This is a genomic window from Loktanella sp. D2R18, from assembly GCF_003318235.1.
Classification (GTDB): domain Bacteria; phylum Pseudomonadota; class Alphaproteobacteria; order Rhodobacterales; family Rhodobacteraceae; genus Yoonia.
This window is the reverse complement of record NZ_QOCG01000008.1, coordinates 1-21,140: the sequence shown is the minus strand read 5'-3', so window position 1 is coordinate 21,140 and position 21,140 is coordinate 1. Positions and strand designations below refer to the sequence as shown.

General features: G+C 53.8%; 15 protein-coding genes. 10 read left to right on the top strand and 5 right to left on the bottom strand.

The annotated features are described in order from the left end of the window. The first annotated feature begins 86 nt into the window (after positions 1-86). From DS901_RS04975 to DS901_RS04965, 3 genes are read left to right on the top strand one after another with little or no spacing between them, the layout of a single operon-like run. Positions 87-1,292 (top strand): isochorismate synthase, encoded by a 1,206-nt coding sequence (locus DS901_RS04975; RefSeq protein WP_258546653.1) that lies wholly within the window; start codon positions 87-89, stop codon positions 1,290-1,292. 8 nt (positions 1,293-1,300) lie between these two features. Beyond that, on the top strand, positions 1,301-1,954 hold the full coding sequence (locus tag DS901_RS04970; RefSeq protein WP_113775840.1) for an isochorismatase family protein: 654 nt from the start codon (positions 1,301-1,303) through the stop codon (positions 1,952-1,954). Beyond that, positions 1,945-2,721, top strand: coding sequence for an SDR family oxidoreductase (locus DS901_RS04965; RefSeq protein WP_113775839.1), 777 nt, complete (start codon positions 1,945-1,947; stop codon positions 2,719-2,721). Before DS901_RS04970 ends, DS901_RS04965 begins: the two co-directional genes overlap by 10 nt. On the opposite strand, the gene DS901_RS04960 is transcribed toward DS901_RS04965, so the two are convergent. Genes DS901_RS04960 through DS901_RS04950 form a run of 3 tightly spaced genes read right to left on the bottom strand, consistent with a single transcriptional unit; the run spans position 2,718 to position 5,246 of the window. Beyond that, a complete protein-coding gene (locus DS901_RS04960) occupies positions 2,718-3,392 on the bottom strand; it encodes a 4'-phosphopantetheinyl transferase family protein (protein ID WP_113775838.1) in 675 nt (224 codons plus the stop codon). The genes DS901_RS04965 and DS901_RS04960 overlap by 4 nt on opposite strands. Continuing rightward, a complete protein-coding gene (locus DS901_RS04955) occupies positions 3,373-3,624 on the bottom strand; it encodes a phosphopantetheine-binding protein (protein WP_113775837.1) in 252 nt (83 codons plus the stop codon). Before DS901_RS04955 ends, DS901_RS04960 begins: the two co-directional genes overlap by 20 nt. Positions 3,625-3,638: 14 nt before the next feature. Further along, positions 3,639-5,246 carry a (2,3-dihydroxybenzoyl)adenylate synthase gene (locus DS901_RS04950; protein ID WP_113775852.1) on the bottom strand — a complete coding sequence of 536 codons (1,608 nt, stop codon included), beginning with the start codon at positions 5,244-5,246 and terminating at the stop codon, positions 3,639-3,641. Between the two features lie 200 nt (positions 5,247-5,446). Here DS901_RS04950 and DS901_RS04945 point away from each other — a divergent pair, with 200 nt between their 5' ends. The 7 genes from DS901_RS04945 (at position 5,447) to DS901_RS04915 (ending at position 17,345) form a co-directional block, all read left to right on the top strand. Beyond that, positions 5,447-9,793: an AMP-binding protein gene (locus DS901_RS04945; RefSeq protein WP_113775836.1), complete on the top strand. Its 4,347-nt coding sequence runs from the start codon at positions 5,447-5,449 to the stop codon at positions 9,791-9,793. A gap of 15 nt (positions 9,794-9,808) precedes the next feature. Further along, positions 9,809-11,203 carry a condensation domain-containing protein gene (locus DS901_RS04940; RefSeq protein WP_113775835.1) on the top strand — a complete coding sequence of 465 codons (1,395 nt, stop codon included), beginning with the start codon at positions 9,809-9,811 and terminating at the stop codon, positions 11,201-11,203. Further along, the gene (fepB, locus tag DS901_RS04935; protein ID WP_113775834.1) at positions 11,200-12,144 is read left to right on the top strand and encodes a Fe2+-enterobactin ABC transporter substrate-binding protein; all 945 of its coding nucleotides are present in this window, start codon (positions 11,200-11,202) and stop codon (positions 12,142-12,144) included. The genes DS901_RS04940 and fepB overlap by 4 nt, the downstream gene beginning before the upstream one ends. A 4-nt stretch (positions 12,145-12,148) precedes the next feature. Next, a complete protein-coding gene (locus DS901_RS04930; RefSeq protein ID WP_113775833.1) occupies positions 12,149-13,159 on the top strand; it encodes a FecCD family ABC transporter permease in 1,011 nt (336 codons plus the stop codon). After that, positions 13,156-14,205 (top strand): FecCD family ABC transporter permease, encoded by a 1,050-nt coding sequence (locus tag DS901_RS04925; RefSeq protein WP_113775832.1) that lies wholly within the window; start codon positions 13,156-13,158, stop codon positions 14,203-14,205. Before DS901_RS04930 ends, DS901_RS04925 begins: the two co-directional genes overlap by 4 nt. A 122-nt stretch (positions 14,206-14,327) precedes the next feature. Next, entirely contained in the window at positions 14,328-16,475 is a 2,148-nt protein-coding gene (locus DS901_RS04920) for a condensation domain-containing protein (protein ID WP_113775831.1), read from the top strand. A gap of 33 nt (positions 16,476-16,508) precedes the next feature. Beyond that, a complete protein-coding gene (locus DS901_RS04915) occupies positions 16,509-17,345 on the top strand; it encodes an ABC transporter ATP-binding protein (protein WP_113775830.1) in 837 nt (278 codons plus the stop codon). On the opposite strand, the gene DS901_RS04910 is transcribed toward DS901_RS04915, so the two are convergent. Next, positions 17,346-19,133, bottom strand: coding sequence for an ABC transporter ATP-binding protein (locus DS901_RS04910; RefSeq protein ID WP_113775829.1), 1,788 nt, complete (start codon positions 19,131-19,133; stop codon positions 17,346-17,348). Then, positions 19,130-20,950, bottom strand: coding sequence for an ABC transporter ATP-binding protein (locus DS901_RS04905; protein ID WP_113775828.1), 1,821 nt, complete (start codon positions 20,948-20,950; stop codon positions 19,130-19,132). The genes DS901_RS04910 and DS901_RS04905 overlap by 4 nt, the downstream gene beginning before the upstream one ends. Between the last annotated feature and the right edge of the window lie 190 nt (positions 20,951-21,140).

The window sequence follows — 21,140 nt, the reverse complement described above, 5'->3', positions numbered from 1 at the left end:
TACGCCAAACGTGGCCGGCATTTCCGTGAACAGGGCGCGCAATTCAGCAGCCATTCTAAACTTGCGCGCGATACTGAGGCCGCTAAATGACTTTGCCATTCCCACATGCTCACCCAACGAATGGAACACCCACCATTCTCGATCAACCTTTTGCATTCCGTAACAATGAAGGCATGATTTGTGCGGCAGGTACCCCAAAACCGATTGCCAGAGGCGATGATACAACGCTCGGCGACAGGACGGAAACATTTTTTAACGGTGCAAATGACGGTGCTTTGCTTGGTGGCGCGCTGCCTTTCCACAAGTCGGAACTTGATTATCTTTGGCAGGTTGATGGTGCGGGTGGGTCTTGGCCCGCCGATCAATCAAGATCAAATGCGTTAGCAAAATCCGTTAGCAGTCCACGTTCACAACCATCCGCGCAAACATATATGCAAAGCGTATCGCACGCGCTTGATATTATGCAGGCTGAAAAAGCTCTGCCGCAAGGATTGAGAAAAGTTGTTTTGGCCCGCACCCTAATGCTTGAGCAGACGCAAGACATCTTAATAGCTAATGTTCTCGCCAAACTGTCTGAGGATCTATCTGTAACTGCGTTTCAAGTCGCTTTGCCTCCCAAAGCTGATGACCTGAAACCACGCCACCTTGTTGGGGCCACGCCAGAACTGTTGATTCGTAAAAACGGGTCAGCAATTTCATCACATCCTTTGGCAGGTTCTGCACGCCGCCAAGACAATAAGGATGCCGATGCTGCCGCTGCCAAAACTTTGAAAAGTTCTGCGAAAGATCAGCATGAACACGGGTTTGTTGTGGAATACATCCTCGACACGCTGGCCCCATATTGCGTCGAATTAGGCGCGCCTGACGGAACGACCCTGACCGCCACGCGCTCGATGTGGCATCTTGGCACGATGATTAAGGGTGTCTTAAAGGATCCAGATACCCCCGCTATCGTTCTTACCTCGAAGTTACATCCAACACCTGCTGTATGTGGCATGCCGTGCATGCGTGCGGCCAACCTAATCCGCGAATTAGAACCTATACCGCGCGATTTTTATGCCGGTGCTGTCGGCTGGTGTGATCGACGCGGCGACGGCGCGTGGTATTTAGCGATCCGTTGTGCAGAGCTTTGCGGTGCGCAAGCCCGGCTTTATGCAGGTGCAGGTATCGTATTGGGCTCAGAACCGCGTGCGGAAGCCGTTGAAACGGCTGCGAAATTTGGTGCGCTTCTCGCAGCATTAGGGCTGCCAAGTGATGCTGCACTTCACGAACTTAACCAACTTCAAGGATAAACGACCCAATGGCTATTCCCGGAATTCCGTCCTATCCCCTGCCCACGCAAGACACATTACCAGCCGCCCGCGCACCATGGGCATTCGCCCCTGACCGCGCGGCGCTGTTGATCCACGACATGCAGCGGTACTTTTGCGCGCCGTTCACCCAAGATGCGGCACCGCTGCCCGACATCATCCGCAATATCACGGCACTGACCGATGCCGCGCGCGCCTGCAACATTCCAGTTTTTTATACTGCCCAAGAAGGGAACCAGTTGCGGGCGGATCGCGGGTTGCAAGCGGATCTTTGGGGGCCAGGGATGTCACAGCAACCAGAGCACCAACAGATCGTGCCCGAACTTTCGCCTGCCGAAGGTGATATCGTGCTCGTCAAACATCGCTACAGCGCGTTTCAACGATCAAACCTCGAAACACTCATGCGTGCGCGTGGGCGTGATCAATTGCTGATTACAGGTGTCTACGCGCATATTGGGTGCCTCGCGACAGCAGCCGAAGCATTCCAACGTGATATCGAACCCTTTGCCGTGGCTGATGCGCAGGCAGATTTTGATGCAACGCGTCACACAATGGCAATGAATTGGGTCGCGAGCTGTTGTGGCGGCGTGATTTCAACATCAGATGCTTTGACTGAAATGCCCGAGGTTACAAAATGCAGTTAAACGGATTTGAAGAACGAAGCGTTTTAGTGACGGGCGCGGCGGGCGGAATCGGCCTTAAAGCTGCGGCGTTACTGCATGCTGCCGGAGCGAAAGTTGTTGCCACTGACACAGAAGCCACGCTGGACGCTATGCCTTCGGAGGACATGCCGGATGCCGTGGCGTGGCTGGCCTGCGATTTACGTGATGCAGTAGCCGTCGCTACGATGGTTGAAGAGGCCGAAACAATCGCTGGACCGCTCAGCCTTGGGGTACATGCGGCTGGGGTTGTTTCGACAACGCCGCTTTTGGATACCTCTGTTGAAGCATGGCAACACGTCCAAGATATTAACCTCAATGGTAGTTTTCATGTGATGCAATGTTTGGGTAAACGGTTGATCACACAACCCAATGCGGCCCTTGTGGTGATAAGTTCGAATGCCGCGACCATTCCACGTCTAAACATGGGCGCTTATTGCGCGTCAAAGGCCGCGCTTACCATGCTCACACGATGTCTTGGGTTGGAACTGGCCCAGCACGGCGTCCGCTGCAATGTGATTGCGCCCGGGTCAACGCTTACGCCGATGCAAACTGGGATGTGGCATGATGAACAAGGGCCAGCGCGTGTTATTGCGGGCGATTTGGCCAGCTACCGGACCGGTATTCCGTTGGGCAAATTGGCAACCCCCGAAGATATTGCCCAAGCTGCACTATTTCTGCTTTCGGATCAGGCTGGCCATATTACCATGGCTGATTTGTACATCGACGGCGGCGCAACCCTACGCGGTTAAACGGGCAAAGCGACCGCCGTTAGCACCCCCGCTACGCATGGAACGAACAACGGTTTTATCATATGACCCGCACGCCAATCTGGCGCGAGGTCACATGTCAGCCGCAGATGCGGTATAAGGTGCGAATTCAAACAAAGTTCTGCAGCGTCAAAATCAAAACGTCGATTGATCAAAGGACTCAGCGCTTTGAATAGGCTTTCTTTGGCCGAAAATATCAATGTCACCCACAGCGGATCATTCCCAAAGTTGGCCTGCTCGTAAGATGTCAAAGCGACTGGGGCGATTTCTTGTGCAATTTTGCTGCTCAGGCGTTGTTCGATATCAACACCAAGACCGCACCAGTTGGCCCTGTGCCCAACCATAGCAACAGACCTATCATTACAGTGGCTAATGGACCCGCATAAACCGCTCGGCCAGTGTGGCGCACCGTCAAGCCCGCGACCTACACAGCAAGGCAAGCCAGTAAGACGTGCACCAGCCGCAGCCGCCGCAAAACGTCCGGTTGCAAACTGGGCCGCGCGTCTGTTCCGTCCGCTCACGGTTTGCGGGGTCGGTGCCAAATCGGCGAATCGCATTTCGACGCGGCACGTGGGTAACGCGCCGCGCAGATGATCAAGCGCGACCTGCCAATCCGTCAACGCGCGCGGCGCGTTAGCTATTCTTTCGTGCATCAATCAACGCAGACCAAGCATGTAACGTCGGGTCTTTTGCCAATTCTTCAAAGCTCACGGTAATGCCGCGTTCTTTGAGCTCTCCGGCTAATTTCATGACGCGCAAGGAATCCAACCCGTAATAAATCAAGCTCTCGGCCGGGTCGATCGGACCTTCATCCTCGATCAGCGTAGATACGTGGGTTTCCAACCAATCGAAATCTGTCGTCGCAAGTGTTGTCGTTGTTGTCATGTCCGTTTCCTTAGTTACTGTATTGCTAAAATTGTGTCGCGCAAAGCGCGTTTATTGATCTTGCCGACCGCCGTTAAAGGCATGTTGTCGACAAAGACAATTCGATCCGGCAGCTTATATTCGGCGACGCCTTGGTCAATCAGATGGCGGCGTAATGCGACGGCGCGCACGGGATTTCGCGTGACCAGAACCGCGCAACCGCGTTCGCCAAGCCGCGCATCTGGTTGCGCGACAAGCGCCGCCTCAAGCACCTCTGGATGACGCAGTAGCAGCCCTTCGACCTCTTCTGCGGCGATCTTTTCACCACCACGATTGATTTGATCCTTCACGCGGCCCACGACGCGTATATATCCATCTGCATCTCGCAGCACGAGGTCACCGCTATGATAAAAACCTTCAGAGTCAAACGCGGTTTCGTTATGCAAGGGGCTACGGAAGTAACCACGAAACGTATATGGCCCACGCACCCAAAGCTGCCCCGTTTCGCCATCGGCGCAGTCATGCCCGTCGGCATCACGCACACGGATTTCATCGTCATCACAGATAGGCCGTCCTTGGGTCGTAAAAATACGGCCGTCCGAATCGTCAAGCCGTGTGTAATTTACCAAGCCCTCAGCCATGCCAAAGACCTGTTGCAATTGGCATCCTAACGCCTCGGGCACCTGTCGCGCGAGCGCTTCAGCGAAACTTGCGCCCCCAACTTGTAGCAATTCCAGGCTCTCGGGTGGGTGCAGCCCGTCGCGTACGGCCTCTAACCACAAACCGACGGCCGAAGGCACTAAAGCGGCCATCGTCACATGATGTTGCTTCATAATATTGAAACACAAGTTGGGTTCGGGGTTGTCTGCCATCACAACTGTTCCCCCCGCGAAAAATACGCCCAGCGCACCTGGCGAACTTAGCACGTAGTTATGCGGAGCAGGTAACGCACATAAAAACCGTGTTTGCGGGGTTAATGCACATATTTCGGCACTCGCGCGGACAGAGTAGTCATAGTCGTTGTGCGTGCGCGGGATCAGCTTTGGTGTGCCTGTACTGCCCCCCGAGAGTTGATAAAACGCGACGTCATTTGGTTTGACGTCTGGGAATGTAATCGTAGATGCACCATCCGCCTGCATCCATTGATGCAAGTCCGTCTGCGGATTTGGGTCATCCAAATAGAGGCACAGCTTCAACGCTTTCGAAATTTCGCGCAATTCCGTCGCGAATACATCATCTTTGAATAACGGATGTGCGTGCGATCCGATCAACAACGTAGGTTGCAGTTGTTCGACATACGCGCGCAATTCCAACGCCCGATGATTAAACAACGCATTTACAGGCATGATCCCAGCTTTGAGCAACGCAAAGAAGGTGATGTAAAATTCTGCACAGTTGGGCAATTGCACGACGGCTCGTTCACCGGGCACCAGACCGTGCGCCAAAAGCCGCACCGCCAGCCCCGATGACATCTGATCCAAATCCGCATAGCTGATCGTGCGCGCGCCACATTGGATAGCGCAGGCATCGGGGTGCAGTGATACTTGCGCACGCAAACCGTGTGTTAACGGCTCGTCTATCCAATATCCCTTTTTTCGATAAAGCTGTGTAAATTTTTCTGGCCAAGGGGTGAAATCAGTCATCACGTATCCGGTTTGTTCAAAGCGGCCTGTACCCACTTTGCAATTGGTTTTCATTTCAATTCAACACGCAAGAAAGCACCATAAAAACATGATATATTTCAGACATCTATCAGGTATTTTTTGCTGCATGTGAATTCCACAGGTTGACGATTAGCAATACTTGAGTATTTACGTCTGGAATTGTCAACGGGTGATTGCAGATGTATGAACTAACCGCGATGCAAGCCGCCTGCTGGGTAAGTGGACACGCCAAAGGCGAAAGCATAGCTGAAACATCGGCCCATCTGTATGTTGAGCTTGATAGCATAGAACATCGGGTACCATTGGATCCGGCCCGGCTGTCTCGGGCTGTTTTGGCACTGTTCAAGCGCCACACACATCTGCGACTTGCCGTTGACACCCACGGAACTCCCTCAATCGCGGAACTGTCTACGGCGCATCGTTTGCGTCAGAACGATCTACGCGCACTTGACCCCGCGACGTGTGATGAAACGCTTGCACGTATTCGCGGTTCGAAAACACATCAGCGATTGTCCTTGGCAAGCGGCGAGGCCTGTGAATTCACGTTAAGCCAATTACCGGGTGGCAGGCATAGATTGCATATTGATCTGGATATGATCGCGGCTGACCCGTCGTGCTTTCCTTATGTGATGGCCGATCTTGCGCAGCTTTACGAAGCGGACGCAACGGTGCTTAGCCCACCTGCTGGCAACTTTGTTAGTTATCTACAAACGCAGCGGACTGATCCAACACGATCTAGTCGAGAGGCCGCTGCGCGCCGATGGTGGCAAAATCAAATTCCCAACCTTCCACAAGCGCCTAGCCTGCTAGCACCAACAACGTTTCCTTGTGATGATGCAGCCCAAAGCACCCGCCTTGCTGCACAGCTAAGCATCACCGAAACCAACACATTCATGTTGCATGCACGTGCGTTGCGCGTGACCCCTTCTGCGCTGGCTCTTGCAGTTTTCGCTCAAGAGCTTGGGCAAGCCTGCAAGCAAACTGCGTTTAGACTGACCGTGCCGATGTTTCACCGATCAGGCATCACGGATCGAGGCACATTGATCGGTGATTTTTCCAACTTTACCCTGTTTAGTATAGATCAAGCCGACGCTGATATCGATATTCTTGCCCCCTGCGTACAAACGCAATTGGTTCAAGCTGTTTCACATGCTGCACGATCAGGCCCGCAGTTGATGCGTGATTTAGGCAGGCATTTGGGTGCTTTGCCTAACGCGCCAGTAGTCTTTACCGCAGGGTTTGATCATCCGCTTGGTTCAATATTACCAGAAAATGCGAACAAAATATTTGGCGATCTTGTTTGGAGTGTATCGCAAGGCCCCGGTGTCGCGCTTGATGCGCAGATTGCAAAGCTCGGCGATAGAATTTTAGTCAACTGGGATATTCGGTTAGATCTTGTAGATGGAAAATGGGGCGAAAAGCTGTTTGATCGTTTCGTTGCAAGACTGCGCGCATTGTCAACGCAAGCGGAGAACAAAGTTAACAGTCAACCACTGTCACAGCTGCAACGCGCCTATATCATGGGTCGTGATCGGGTTCTTCCGCTTGGTGGTATCGCCATGCAAGAGGTTCGGCTGTTCCGTGGAACGCTTGATACCGGGCAGCTTCGGACGCGGCTTGACGCGCTTTGTGACGCACATCCGGCGCTGCGAACGCGCATTGATGAAGATGACCTGCGTTTGCGCTACTTAATCAAAGCCTCTACCCCGCTTGACCTAAAAGATTTTAGCACCGCGCAAAATGCCTCTGAAAAACTGGCAGATTTTTGGGAAGCCTTCGCACAAAGCGCATGTGCGCTCGACGGCCCATTATGGAATGTCTGCGCCATCAAGATGCCCGCCGGTCATGACGATGCGTTGGCGATAAAATTTGATGCCTTGGCGTTAGATGGACCTGCGATCGCACAAATTTGTGTGGAAATATTTGCTCCAACACCACCTGACAATGAACCGTCACCGATACCCATCATGCCACCGTTAGCTGCACAACGTCGTGCAGATGCGATCTATTGGGCTGAAGCATTAAACGTAGTGGAAACCGGAACAAACTTACCTTGGCTGACACCATTACAGCAAATCAGCACGTCGCGCTATCGCCGTGAAACGCGGTGCGTTGATGCGGCACAACGGCGCGGATTACGGCGTGCCGCAGCAAAAGACAAACTGTTCTTAAACAGCCTTCTTAGCTTTGTAGTGCTTGAGGTCTTGGTACGTTTCACACCTGAAATGCATCTATGCGTTGGCTTGCCGACCGCGCCCGCGCTCGAACAAACGGGGTTAGGCAACCGTGCCTCATTCATCGTGGTAGACCACGATGCGCGTATTGGTACCCCGCATGAACGGGCGGCGGCGTTGCAAACAAAAACCATGAACGGGCTATCCCATATGGGTTTTTCTGGTGTGGACCTTGCCCGCCAACTGCTATCACAAACACACGAAGCGCTTGCTTTACCCGTTGTGCTGACCAATGGGCTGAGCTGGGTATCGCCTGACCCAGCGGCATCAATGCACGAAGTGGCCGGTCAAACGCAAACACCGCAGGTCGCGCTTGATATTCGGTTAATGAATGCGGCGGACGGCGGGATCGAAATCGCCGCTGATTACGCCGAAGCCGCGCTAAGCACAGATACAATAAATGCCATATTGAATGCAGTCACGGCCGCATTTGCAAACATCTGTGAACATCAATCTCTGGACCTACCAAAACCGTTAGTGCCGGTATCCACGCCCTTGCAACACCCCGATATTTCGGACCCAGCACCGTATTTGCTAAAAATCGCGACCAATCTACGCGAGGGTCAAGGAATTGCGCTTATTCAGGGCAAAACACAGGTCAGCTATGCAGATCTGCATATCAGGGTCGCTGCGATCCTTGCTGGCTTTGCTGAACATGGGGTTGATGCAGGCGCGGTGCTGGCCATTCATCTGCCACGCGGATTTGATCATATCGCACTGCAACTTGCGGCATCGCTGACAGGGGTGATCTGGGTTCCGCTTGACGCAGCAGCACCAATTGATCGTCGCGATTATCAACTCGCGCGGTGCGCGCCGACACTTGTTGTTTCAAACGACGATATTTGCGATTGGCCATGCATAGATCCAACTGGATTGACGGCCTCCGGCGGTGGCGCTTTACCCGCTGACGCGGTGCTTGCCGAACGTAGCCTTAGTCGCGGTGCAAGTTACTATCTGTTTACTTCTGGAACGACCGGCGAACCAAAATGTGTCGTGTTGAATAATCGTGCGACGGCGAATGTATTGGATCAATCGCTGAACGCATGGGCGGTTGATCCCGAAGACGTCGTGATGTCAGCCACACCGTTGCACCATGATATGTCATTGTTTGATATTTTTGGTGCTCTTAGCGCGGGGGCCACGTTAGTGATGCCCGATATTGGCCAAGACAAAGATGCGATGGAATGGGCCCAGATTGTAGCCCGCCATAACGTGACGCTTTGGGTTTCTGTTCCCGCTATCCTCGAGATGTTATTAGACTGCGCGCAACCTGCACAGCTTCGGTCGTTGCGTCTTATTGCGCAGGGTGGTGATTATATCAAACCCGCCCAAATCGCGCGCTTGCGTGAATTACGCCCGAATGCACGGCTGTTTTCACTGGGTGGCCCAACCGAAACCACGATCTGGAGCATTTGGTATGAAATCGGTTCAGAAACAGGCGCGGTGCCTTATGGCCGTGCTCTTAACGGCGCTGAATATCTGATTTGCAATCCAGTGGGTGAACTTTGCCCACCCGGTGTTGTCGGGCGTATCCATACAGCAGGTGACTGCCTGTCGCTTGGATACCTAGACGATGGTAAATTGGCGTCGGCGGATTTCGTTGCATTGCCAGATGAGAATGGTAATCCGCGACGTGCCTTCCGTACAGGCGATCTGGGTCAATGGGCCAAGGGCGGCACAATCTTGTTCGCGGGCCGGGTCGGCGGCTATGTAAAAGTACGCGGCGTACGCGTGTCTTTGGGCGAGATCGAAGCGGTCCTGAGTAACCATAGCGGTTTGCGTCAATCCATTATCGTCGATCTCGCGTCTGATGACGGGCGCGAAACAACGCTAGCTGCGCTTTGCGTCTGTCATGAGGATAGTCAGCCAAGTATGGCTGAACTGCGTAGCTATATGCGTGAAAAATTACCGCAATCACATCTACCTGATCGTTTTATCTTAGTGCTCGCTCTACCGCTTTCAGCGAACGGCAAAATAGATCGAACTGCGGCGCGGTGTCTAGCAACACGGCCCCCAAATGTAGCACCCGCAACGAAAGCGGTGGAACCAGATCAGCAGCTCGCAATCCAAGTTTTAGGAATTTATCTAGAACATATCGGCATGCGCGACGATGCAAACGCCGACAGCATCTTGCTTAATTTTGGATTAATGCCAAATCACCTCGCGCCAATTGCCACGACGTTAAACGAACGCTTGGGCTGTAAACTTAGCCCCATGCAGCTACTTGGTGCACGCACAGCACGGCAAGCCGCAGCGCTGATCGCGCAGCAGCCAGCACTTTCGGCCACTTGAATCGAAGGAAATCCAATGTCTGCGCAACCCCACTCCGCCCCCTGGCTTGACCTGACACTTGCTCAGTTCGATTTTTGGGAGGAATTCCGGCTTCACCCCGACCGCCCGCTTTCAACCATCGCACATTGTACCAGCATCGCAGGCCCCCTGAACGAAGCCGCGTTGATCGGGGCGCTGAAGCAGGTCGCGCAAGAAACTGACGTGCTGGCCCTGCGGTTCCACGATGGACCGGATGGGCCACGCCAGCAAATTGATCCCGCACGTATTCCGGTGGTCCATTATCATGATCTTACATCTGAAACCGACCCCGTAGCTGTTGGACGTATGATGATGGAAGCCGATATCGCAAAGCCTATTGATCTGGAGCATGATCAGATTTCAGCACTTTGGGTGTTGAAAGTAGAAGGCAACCGCTGGCTGTGGTATCTCAGAGGGCATCATATCATGCTTGATGGTTATGGTGTTTCATTGATCGAACGACGTACCGCTGCGTTATATGGGCAGGCGCTAGGCGAGCCCGCAGATCTAGGTGCTTTTCAACCGTTTCATCGTTACCTTGATGAAGAAACCAGCTATCGTAATAGCCCCCACCACACCCGCAACGGCGACCACTGGCAACAGACATTGAAAGACGGACCTGACTTGACGGTGCTGGAGAAAGGCGATGAAGACTACGGGTGTTCTTCGCTCAGTGCGGCACCTGACCTGCCACCGGAATTACCCACGTTATTGCGACAAACCGCAGAGAACCACGATATCGGTTGGCCTGATTTGCTGACGCTTCTCAGCGCAGCCTGGCTCGCGCGCGATTTAGACGCAAGTGACCCAAACCTACCCATCTGGCTACCCTACATGAGCAGATTTGGCAGCATAAGCACAGAGATCCCAGCGTTGGTGGTCAATATTTTGCCGTTGATCGTGACAAAAATCGCCGGTGAAACGCTTCGCGATTATCTTGTTCGTATGGGTAAGGTGTTACGCAAATTGCGACGGAATGGCCGGTACCGCGTCGAACAACTCGCGGCGGATCACGGACTAAAAGAAGGGCAACGCTTTTTCTTTTCACCTTTGATCAACGTTACTCCGTTCGATCCACCGCGATTTACCGGCTGCACCGCCGAAAGTGAGGTGCTGGCTGCTGGCCCCGGTGATGGGTTTAATCTGACATGGGGTTCTGCGTCGAATGCTGACGGGCTTGGCCTATGGATCGATGCCGATCCAGCGTCAAAAGACCAATTTACAGCAGGAAATACGGACCTCGTGCCGTTCATTATCCGGGCATGCGCGGCAACCGCCTACAATACGCCACTTGATGAATTGTTGCACCACGATGCATCTGTCGTAACAACCACAACACACAATAAACCTACACCAATGAGGCCAATCGCCGGCCGTTTAGAGGACACATGAAACGCCGTTCTTTTTTAATCAACAGCGCCTGCACCGCAGGCACGTTTATGTTGGGAACACAGGGTCAGGCAGATACAGGTTGGCCCCGCAACATACCCAATGCGGATGGTAGTCAAACCACCCTGAACGCCAAACCAACCCGCATACTCTCCACGTCTGTCACGCTTGCTGGTAGTTTATTAGCGATCGATGCACCACTTGTCGCCACTGCAACAACCGTGCGGGGCGAATTCTTTGGTCAATGGCAACATATCGCACAAGAACGCGGTGTCGAAAAATTGTGGCGCGCCGGCGCTGTCGACCTCGAAGCGGTTTGGGCCTATGCGCCTGACCTTATCGTCGTGTCCGCAACCGGCGCAGATTCCGTTGCGACACAGCGCGCTGCATTGGAAGAAATAGCACCGGTTTTGGTGCTTGATTACGGTGCCGTCGGTTGGGAAGAACTCGCGCAATTTCTTGGCCAAGCCATTGGTCACGAAACCGAGGCAGAGGCGTTATTGAACCTTTTTGCAGCCGAACTGCAAACCAAGCGTACACAGCTAGAGCTACCCACAGGCTTAATCAACATCATCAGCTATAACGGCCCCGGCGCACCCAATCCCGTTGCGACAGCCGATGGCGTGCACGGGCGCTTGCTTACGGCGCTTGGGTTTGAACTAGAAGATCCGCCGCGCAGTTGGCAAAGCGTAAACGCCCCACCTGCCGCCGATTTCATTCGTGCCGCTTATGAACATCTGACAGAACTCACGGCACAGACGACGTTTGTGCTGTCAGGTACCGACGAGGATGCACAACGGCTGTTGGCTGATCCAATTCTTGGCAACATGCCATCCGTTCAATTGGGACAAGTGTACGGTTTGGGGAGGAATTCGTTCCGGGTCGATTATTACAGCGCGTCAGAGATCATTGCAGATATCGCGCAACGTTTCGGCCGGGCTTAAACAGATGACGTCGCATTTTGTACCTTCGCAGCGCCTGCTGCTTTGGGGAACAATTGTTTTGGTTGTCGTCACCGCAAGCGTCAGCCTGTTTATCGGGCCGCGCGCGATCTCACCCGAGACCACTTTTGCAGCGTTCCGTCACTTTGACGCAGGCAATGGCGCGCATCTTTTGGTGCGCGAACAACGCTTGCCGCGCGTATTTCTTGCCCTGATCATCGGTGCCGCGTTGGGCGCTGCCGGAGGGATAATGCAAACGTTGACACAAAACCCACTGGCAGATCCAGGGTTATTAGGGGTCTCTGCGGGCGCGACCCTTGCGATTGTTTTCCTGATCGCGGCAACAGGTCAAATTCATATTGGGGCATCGCTTTCGGCGGGGATTGGCGGGGCAGGGATTGGCGGTGTCGCCGTTTTTTTACTGGCTGGCATGACACAGTCCCACGACCCTGTACGATTGGTGCTGGCGGGTGCCGCGCTGTCAATCGTGCTTATGACGCTAACACGCGTAATCATTGTTAACGCAGAGGCACAAGTTTTTGACCAATTCCGCCATTGGGCGGTGGGGTCTTTGCAAGGGCGCGGCTGGAATGTTCTTTGGCCAAGCCTGTGGCTAACCATCATCGGTGGTTGCGCGGCATTCGCTTTGGCACGGCCGCTTGATGCGTTGGCGCTGGGTCAGGATTTTGGCCAAAGCCTTGGCGCAGACCCGCGCCGGATTTGGTTTGCAGCGGCAGCCGTGATTGTCGTTCTGTGTGGAACGGCGACAGCAGCAGCCGGACCTATCAGCTTTGTCGGCTTGGCAGCACCACATTTGGCACGCCATATTACGGGCCCCAAGCATCGCGCATTGCTACTACTTTCGATGCTGATCGGCGCAGCCCTGGTAAGCATAGCTGATCTGGCCGGGCGGTTGATTGAACCTGCGGCGCCAATCGATGTTGGCATCATGTCGGCGCTGATTGGGGGGCCCATTTTTGTCGTTTTGGCACGCCGTTTGCGGGCAAACGGATTATGACGGTTGCGCCCAACCTTGTCTTACGTTGGTGGCGCTGGTCGTTCATCTTGGCGCGTCGTGCGCTTTGGTTAAATCTCATCCTCTTTGGGCTGATCATGCTTGGATCATCGGCCGCGCTTATGATCGGGCGACTGCCCATCGGCCCATACGAAATATGGCAAGTCATCACAGGCAACGCACCAACACGCGCGATTGAGCATGTTTTAATCGACATCCGTTTGCCGCGGTTATTAGTCACCCTTGGCGCAGGTGCTGCGCTTGGCGCTTCGGGGGCCGTATTTCAAAGTATTTCTCGCAACCCGCTGGGGTCACCAGATGTCATCGGCTTTACCGCAGGTGCTGCAACTGGTGCGCTCATTTGGATTATCGGTTTTGGCGGTTCAGGGGCCAACGTTGTGATAGCAGCGCTAACCGGCGCATTGCTCACCGGGGTCGGTGTCTACATGTTGGCACGCAAACACGGCCGGGTCAGTGCCTATCGATTGGTTCTGACAGGGATCGGTGTTGGCGCTGTGCTGCACGCAATTAACGCGCTGTTGCTTGTGAAAGGCGATATTGACGTTGCGATATCGGCTAATCTTTGGCTAGCCGGATCGGTTGATGGGCGCGATTGGGGGCATGTTTGGCCCCTTTGGTTAGGCTTAATCGTGTTGATAGGCCCACTGCTTATCGGGATGCGACCACTTGGGTTGATAGAAATGGGTGACGACCTTGCCGGGCCACTTGGCGTGCCCGTCGAACGGGTGCGGCGTTGGATGCTACTTGGTGCGCTGACACTTGCTGCCCTCGCAACAAGCGCCACAGGCCCTATCGCGTTTGTCGCATTAGCCGCCCCGCAACTTGCGCGGCGCCTCGGGCGGTCATCTACACAACCTCTTGTCGGGGCGACCCTGTTTGGCGCAGGCTTAATGTTGTGCGCAGATTTGCTGACACGGCTTGCCCCGTTCGATCTGACCATGCCCATTGGGCAAGTCACCGGGATCATCGGTGGGGGTTATTTGATCTGGTTGTTGACAGGAAATCGCCTACGCAAGACCCCACCCTAATCCCGACAAAAATACTTGACATTATGCCCGCCGTGACCTTGGTTATATAGGCCAGATCCGGCCCCGCATCTCAGGGTCCCCAGCCCTAAAATGCCCCCCCCCGGACTACGCAGGACCACAGTATGATCAAGCATCACCCGCATCCCGACAACCAATTAACTACGCGCGCCGCAACCCCAGAAGAAGCACGGATATGGCTTGAGCATCAGCAAACTGAAAACGGTCTTAAACCTTCTGTTCGGCTCGTCCGGCTACCAGCCGAAGCAGAGCCCGGCACAATCGCAATAAGTTTTGTTCAGATGGGGTTCCATACACCAGAGCTTACCCGATGTTATCATTTTGATGATACAGGTGACTTGCTCGTATATTCTGGACAGGCAACCCCAGCTTTGCAAATCCGTTGGGCGCGGGATACAGCGCAATCCACGCAAATCGCGACCGATTTAGCTGCTGAATCCTGGGATCTTGCGACGTGCGGGCCATTGCGTCTTGCCGTCATTCTTGCGAACGACGCCGCGCATCTTGCTTTGATTAGGCACCCAATTGCGGACGACTTGCCAGATACAAATAGCCTGCTACAGACCCTTGCCCCGCACACAGATAATCAAGCAGCTGATATTACGTATCAAAATAGTCTACCCGATCAGACCGCGCAAATCATTTTAGATGAATTCCGTCTGGCGCTGGATGCACCTGATATGACGGCCGACTGTGACTTTTTCGATTTTGGTGGGCATTCATTGGTTGCGACACGTGTAATTGGGCGGCTCATATCACGGCACGGGATTACGCTACGGTTCAACGATTTATTTGCACATACGACGGCGGCATCGCTTGCGCCGCTTGCCGAACACGCGACACCCGCCGTTGATCAACAGGCCAATGATTGGGCGGCGGTGGCACCGGGCCCGCTACCGACGCTCTATGAAACCACCGAACGCGTCCCATTATCGCATGCACAGGCATCCTTGTGGAAAATCTACGCCGCTCTTGGATTTGGGCCGATGTTCAATATCCCCTTTGCATTGCGTTTTCTTGATCCAGTAGACGAAACTATTTTTGCGTCAGCTTTCCGCGATATTCTTGAACGCCATCCCGCTTTACGCAGCCGTTTTATCAGCCAAGACGATACGATCGTTCAAGAATGTATGCCCATGTCGGAGGTCGATCAACAACAGTGGTTCTGGCACGCGGAAGGCATACAATCCACGGGACCGATCCTTGCCGCGGAAGCCGGGTATGATTTTGACCTCGCACGTGAACTGCCAATTCGGTTGCGTTTTGTACGCGATGCCGATGGGCAAACGCTATCATTCTTGTTCCATCACATCGTATTGGATGAATGGTCCGTGAACCTAATGATGGATGATCTAGCCTACGCCTACGCCGCACGGGTTGCCGGAAAGGCACCTGTTTGGGAACAACCCATCGCGCCGTTCCATGGTTTTGCGCGCAAACAAGCACAAGCAGGGTTTGACCAAAAAGCCCTCGACTATTGGGTTGATGCGCTCAAGGATGCGTCTCCGCCAAAGCCTATTCGTGCGCTCACAGCCCGCCCTTTGACACCGCCCACCGATGGCCACGCCGCCGAAGGCGGCTGGACAGAGATCATGCTTGATCGTGCTATTTCAGACGGGCTTTATGCGCTATCGAAAGATTGCGCGGCATCTTTGTTCAATACCGTTTACGCGGCAATTTCATGTGCGTTGCAACGTCTTGCGGGACTAGATGACCTGACAATCGGCACATCTGCATCAGGGCGTACGGACCCCGAATATTTCGATACGGTCGGGTACTTTACGACTGTTACCGCCCATTCATTACGTGCACCCGGCCATATAACACCACGTGCGCTGATCGGGAACGTGCGCGATATGATTAACGGGTCATTGCCACACTGTGAAATTCCAATTGATTTGGTCGAGGATGCATTGTTAGGCGGCAAAATGCCTTTTGGCGAACATATGTTCGAAGTGTTTATCCAAATCCACGCGCAAAATAAACTCAACGGGACACTCGAAGGTGCGCAAGGCCCGATCAGGTTCAGACAAATCGACCCCGAAAAAGGTGACTCTGTGCTTGGCCTGCAATTCGAGGTGGTTGAAGATGTGATCGAGGGCGCAAAACGCCTTCGCATGATGATGAGTTATCGCAGCGCTCATTACTCTGCTGAGGATGTACAAGCGCTTATTTCAGCCGTCGAAAATACCTGTGCTGCCTTTGCCAGTAAGAATGCTATAGACCGAACGCTTGTCGAACTTTTACCCTAATCCCTTTCCATAACTAGCCAGTCAGAGGCCACAGTGAACGCCATTTCTCACTCTCGCATTGCCCCAAACCAGCAGCCTACCGAAGTCACCGCTTCCGCCCCGCGCCTTCAAGCGCAGGAGTTATCGCTTAGCTACGCGGGGAAACCCGTTAGCTCTGACGTGTCGTTGGACATCAAAGATGGCAAATTCTCTGTCATTATCGGGCCGAATGGATGTGGCAAATCCACGCTATTACGCGGGTTGTGTAACTTACTGCCGCCAAGTACGGGTCAGGTTCTTCTTGATGGACATAACATTGCGCGTTTGCCCCCTCGCAAACTAGCAAAAGAAGTTGGGCTTTTACCGCAAAGCGCGCAGGCTCCACCGGGGATTACCGTCGTCGATCTTGTTGCACGCGGGCGGTACCCGCATCAGGGCCCCTTTCGACAGCAAAGCGTTGAGGATGAACGTATCGTTGCGATGTCTATGGACGCGGCAGGTGTTAGTGATCTGGCACATCACGAGGTTGAGACACTTTCCGGTGGTCAAAGGCAACGCGTTTGGATTGCGTTGGTTCTTGCGCAAGAAACACCCATTTTGTTGCTTGATGAACCAACAACGTATCTTGATATTGCCCATCAGCTTGATCTGCTCTCACTCTTGCGCAAACTGAACCGCGAAGGCGGGCGCACGATTGTGGCCGTTTTACACGACCTTAATCAGGCCTGTCGCTATGCCGATCATTTGGTTGTGATGAAGGACGGTGAAATCATAACTGAAGGTTCACCCGCGGCGCTCATGACATCTGCATTGCTACAACAGGTCTTTGGGCTTGATGCTGTTATTATCAACGACCCCGTCAGTCACACACCGTTGATTGTTCCGCGCTGATCAACTTGCCACAGACCACTTTTTAATCGCGCCTTGCGCCGCCCACATCCGCGCGTAACGGCCACCTTGTGCGTGCAGATCCACGTGGGTTCCGGACTGCGCCAATGCGCCATCCTCGATTACCAAAATCTGATCTGCCCCGACAATAGTCGATAGGCGATGTGCAATCACAATCACAGTTTTGCGAGCGACCAAAGCGTCCAGCGCACGTTGCACGGCGAGTTCGCTTTCGGTATCAAGCGCGGCTGTTGGTTCATCCAAAACAATGATTGGTGCGTCCTTTAGCAACGCGCGCGCAATAGAAATGCGTTGGCGCTCACCACCGGACAATCGCCCACCAATTTCGCCTAATGGGGTCTGCCACCCCTGCGGGAGCCGTTCGATAAAATCCAAACATTGCGCTGCATTGGCTGCTGCGCGGATATCATCGTCGGATGCATCAGGGCGGCCCATGCGGATGTTCGCAAGAACGGTGTCATTGAATAGGTAAACATCCTGAAACACGACAGAGATCAGGCTGTTAATCCGGTCTGCCGGGATTTGACGCAGATCTACGCCACCGATCATAACGGTGCCATGCTGTGGATCAAAATGTCGCAAAAGCAACCGGGTCAACGTTGTCTTACCGCAGCCCGACGGCCCGACCAGAGCAGTCAACGAACGTTCAGGCAGATCAGCATTGAAAGCCCTGATCGTCTGCGTCTCGGCCTGCGCATAGGTAAAGTCGACATCGTGGAACTGAATGCCAAATTCAGTGGGTACCTGTGCGGGATCTGTTTGTGGCAAAGGCTGGGTTGCCATCAATGCCCCAATGCGTTCAAGCGCGGCTTCCATCACCTCTAGCATCGCAGTGTATAGAATAAACGTCGACAAAGGTTCCGACAGCCGGACCACAATCACAAAAATCGCGCCAAGCGTGGCAGGGTGCAGGCTTCCTGCAACAACAAGCCAGACACCGATGCCGAGGACGAAAACCAAGCCCAGTTCAACAATACTTGCGACGATTATGTTCGGCTTTGCGCCCTTGCGGTGGCCAAAGGCCTGAATTGATTCCAGTTTTTTAAACGTCTGGGAAAGTCGCTCGGCTTTTTCGCCAGCCCGGCCAGCGGCCCGTAAAATCGCAAGGCCTTGGGTGTATTCCAAAACGTCGGCGCTGGCCTCTTGGTGTGCTTGGCCTAAAATGCGTTTTCCACGCCCCAACGCCGGTCTACGCCACCGATATAGAGGCACGATGGCTGGAAAAATAAGCAAAAGCAACAACCCTAGGCGCCAATCAAACAAGACGATACCAAGGGCGGCACATAACGGCGTTACAATGGCTGTAAACACCAAATTAAGAACCGTCAGCGCGTAAAGTAGGTTTTCATCAACATTCCCCAACACCATCGAGTTCAGCTCGCCAGCGCGTTTATTTTGCAATTGCTCCAACGGAATTTCACGCAGTTTGGCACCCAATTGTCCACGTAAACGCCATGTCGCGCGCACCATACGTCCATCGAAATCAAATCCTTGGGCGAACCAGCGCAATCCCGACGCGATTCCCATCAAAACGACCATCACAGCAAACCAGATCAACGCACACCCTAGGTCCGGATCGGTTGCCGCCGCAGTGAACAGGGGTGCAATTGCGGCTAATCCGAACCCTTGGAACGCAGCAGCCGCAACCAAACCCGCCAGTGACCAACGTAGCCCGGGTGCTGCTTCTGGTCCGACACTATCGGCAAGCTGGCGAAACGTTGTGAAAAAGGAACTTGCGCTTGTTTTACGCGAAGGGGCATTCTGCATCATTTCACCATCTCTTGCGCGGGTTCACTTGGCGTGCGGGCACCGCCTAATGACCAGTTTTGTGCTTGTTCATAATTGCGCCACAAGCGTGCATAGACTCCGCCCTGCACGACTAAATCGTCATGCACACCACGTTCCGCGATTTGTCCACGATCAAAGACCAAGATTTGATCGGCATCCCGGATCGTCGCCAACCGGTGGGCCACCATGATAACCGTGCGCCCCCGCATCAACGCTGAAAGCGCGGCAATCAGCTCTGCTTCGTTTTCGGGGTCAGCGAATGCTGTCGCCTCATCAAGCACAAGAATGGGACGGCTTTGTAAAAGTGCGCGGGCAATGGCGATCCGTTGGCGCTGCCCGCCCGATAAAAAGACGCCCCGTTCCCCGACCGGCGTGTCGTACCCTTGCGGCAAATCGCAAATGAACCCATGGGCCTGTGCCGCAGTCGCGGCTGCGATCACGTCTTCATCACTCGCATCAGGTTTGCCGATCCGAATATTCGCCGCGATTGATTCCGCAAACAAAAAGCTTTCCTGAAACACAAACGCGACGTGCTCCATCAATTGGTCAGGGCTCATATCGCGAATATCGTGACCGCCCAACGAAATACGACCAGACGTCACATCCCAAAATCGTGGGATTAAGCGGGCGATGGTCGTTTTACCCGCACCAGACGGGCCGACAAGCGCTGTTACAGTCCCTTCTGCAACTGAAAAGCTGATATCGCGTAACGCTGGTTCTAAATCGGCACCATATGAAAACGTCACATCTTCAAACTGCAACGCCGGCGCAGACGGGTTCAAGCTAAGCGGTGTACCCGCCTGTGCTAAGGCAGTTTGTTCCAACTCAGGCGCGTTCATCACCTCTTCGATACGCGCAACGCTCAGAGAAACTTTTTCAATCATATGGCGTAGCATCATCATCGGCATCATTGCTTCAGCCATGCCAGTACAAATCAACAGCACCCCCAACCAACGCGATACAGACATGTCACCCATCGCCGTCAGCCAAAGCCCCATTCCCAAAACAAGCGTCAGCGTAGGCATCGGGCTGAGCACTAACCAAGAGAACCGCGCCGGAAACCCAGCCGCGCGGTACCAATCCAACATCACGGTGAGATAACCGTCCAGCGCGTCTTGATAGCGTCCGAAACTCATTTTACCGCTATCAAAATTACGCACAACAGGCATTGCTTGAACGTATTCCACGACCGCTGCACTCACCCGTTCGCGGGCTGCATTGTATTTGCGCACCATATCACGGCGTCGCTTTTGGGCTCTGGTCAAAATGCCGTATCCCAAGACTAGCACTGTCAACGTTACAAGTGCCAACCGCCAATCCAGCGCAATCAAAAGCCCCAGCGTCACTACCGGCGTGACGTAAGCACGTGCATAAAGCGGCGTGCTATCCGCGACAAAGACATGCAGCGCTTTTACATCGTCATGGATCACCTTAGCCAGCGCACCAGCGCCCTGTGTTTCAACATAACCTAATGACACATGTGCCAAACGTTCGGCCAGGCCAATGCGCAAAATCCGTTCAAGCCGAAAAGCCGCGTAATGCGCCTGATTAAATGCACCAAGCCGCGCAACATAGGCCGCCACCGTACACACAGCCGCCCCCCCAAACCAAAGCCAAGGCACCGTGTTGGGGTCCGTTAGCAGCCTTTGAATTACCATCATCAATTGCAACATAACTGCCAGCCCAAACAGCGCAGAGCAGGCCGAAATTGCCATGGCAAGCCTGACCTGTGACTGAACGGGTTTCAAAATACGCCAAGGCGAGGCGCGCCTTTTGCGTGTTTGCGTGTCGATCGCCATTGCCTGCCCTTTGGTGTTTTAGGTCTATTGGCTAGGCTTTGGGCATTACTGCAGCAGCTTGGCTGATCAATGGCGTGAATAGCAATCGCACAGATCAACCACAAGTGCTTGCGCTGATTTGGGCAAAACTTCTTTAACGATTATATTGATAAAAGTATCGATTAGTCAGTCATTTCCATGATGGCATATG

Excerpts from the sequence above, each read along its gene's own strand:
- DS901_RS04945 (WP_113775836.1), top strand. The coding sequence starts at position 5,447 with ATGTATGAACTAACCGCGATGCAAGCCGCCTGCTGGGTAAGTGGACAC.
- DS901_RS04910 (WP_113775829.1), bottom strand. The coding sequence starts at position 19,133 with ATGATGCAGAATGCCCCTTCGCGTAAAACAAGCGCAAGTTCCTTTTTC.
- DS901_RS04930 (WP_113775833.1), top strand. The coding sequence starts at position 12,149 with ATGACGTCGCATTTTGTACCTTCGCAGCGCCTGCTGCTTTGGGGAACA.
- DS901_RS04970 (WP_113775840.1), top strand. The coding sequence starts at position 1,301 with ATGGCTATTCCCGGAATTCCGTCCTATCCCCTGCCCACGCAAGACACA.
- DS901_RS04950 (WP_113775852.1), bottom strand. The coding sequence starts at position 5,246 with ATGACTGATTTCACCCCTTGGCCAGAAAAATTTACACAGCTTTATCGA.
- DS901_RS04940 (WP_113775835.1), top strand. The coding sequence starts at position 9,809 with ATGTCTGCGCAACCCCACTCCGCCCCCTGGCTTGACCTGACACTTGCT.
- DS901_RS04960 (WP_113775838.1), bottom strand. The coding sequence starts at position 3,392 with ATGCACGAAAGAATAGCTAACGCGCCGCGCGCGTTGACGGATTGGCAG.
- fepB (WP_113775834.1), top strand. The coding sequence starts at position 11,200 with ATGAAACGCCGTTCTTTTTTAATCAACAGCGCCTGCACCGCAGGCACG.
- DS901_RS04965 (WP_113775839.1), top strand. The coding sequence starts at position 1,945 with ATGCAGTTAAACGGATTTGAAGAACGAAGCGTTTTAGTGACGGGCGCG.
- DS901_RS04975 (WP_258546653.1), top strand. The coding sequence starts at position 87 with ATGACTTTGCCATTCCCACATGCTCACCCAACGAATGGAACACCCACC.
- DS901_RS04905 (WP_113775828.1), bottom strand. The coding sequence starts at position 20,950 with ATGGCGATCGACACGCAAACACGCAAAAGGCGCGCCTCGCCTTGGCGT.
- DS901_RS04925 (WP_113775832.1), top strand. The coding sequence starts at position 13,156 with ATGACGGTTGCGCCCAACCTTGTCTTACGTTGGTGGCGCTGGTCGTTC.
- DS901_RS04920 (WP_113775831.1), top strand. The coding sequence starts at position 14,328 with ATGATCAAGCATCACCCGCATCCCGACAACCAATTAACTACGCGCGCC.
- DS901_RS04955 (WP_113775837.1), bottom strand. The coding sequence starts at position 3,624 with ATGACAACAACGACAACACTTGCGACGACAGATTTCGATTGGTTGGAA.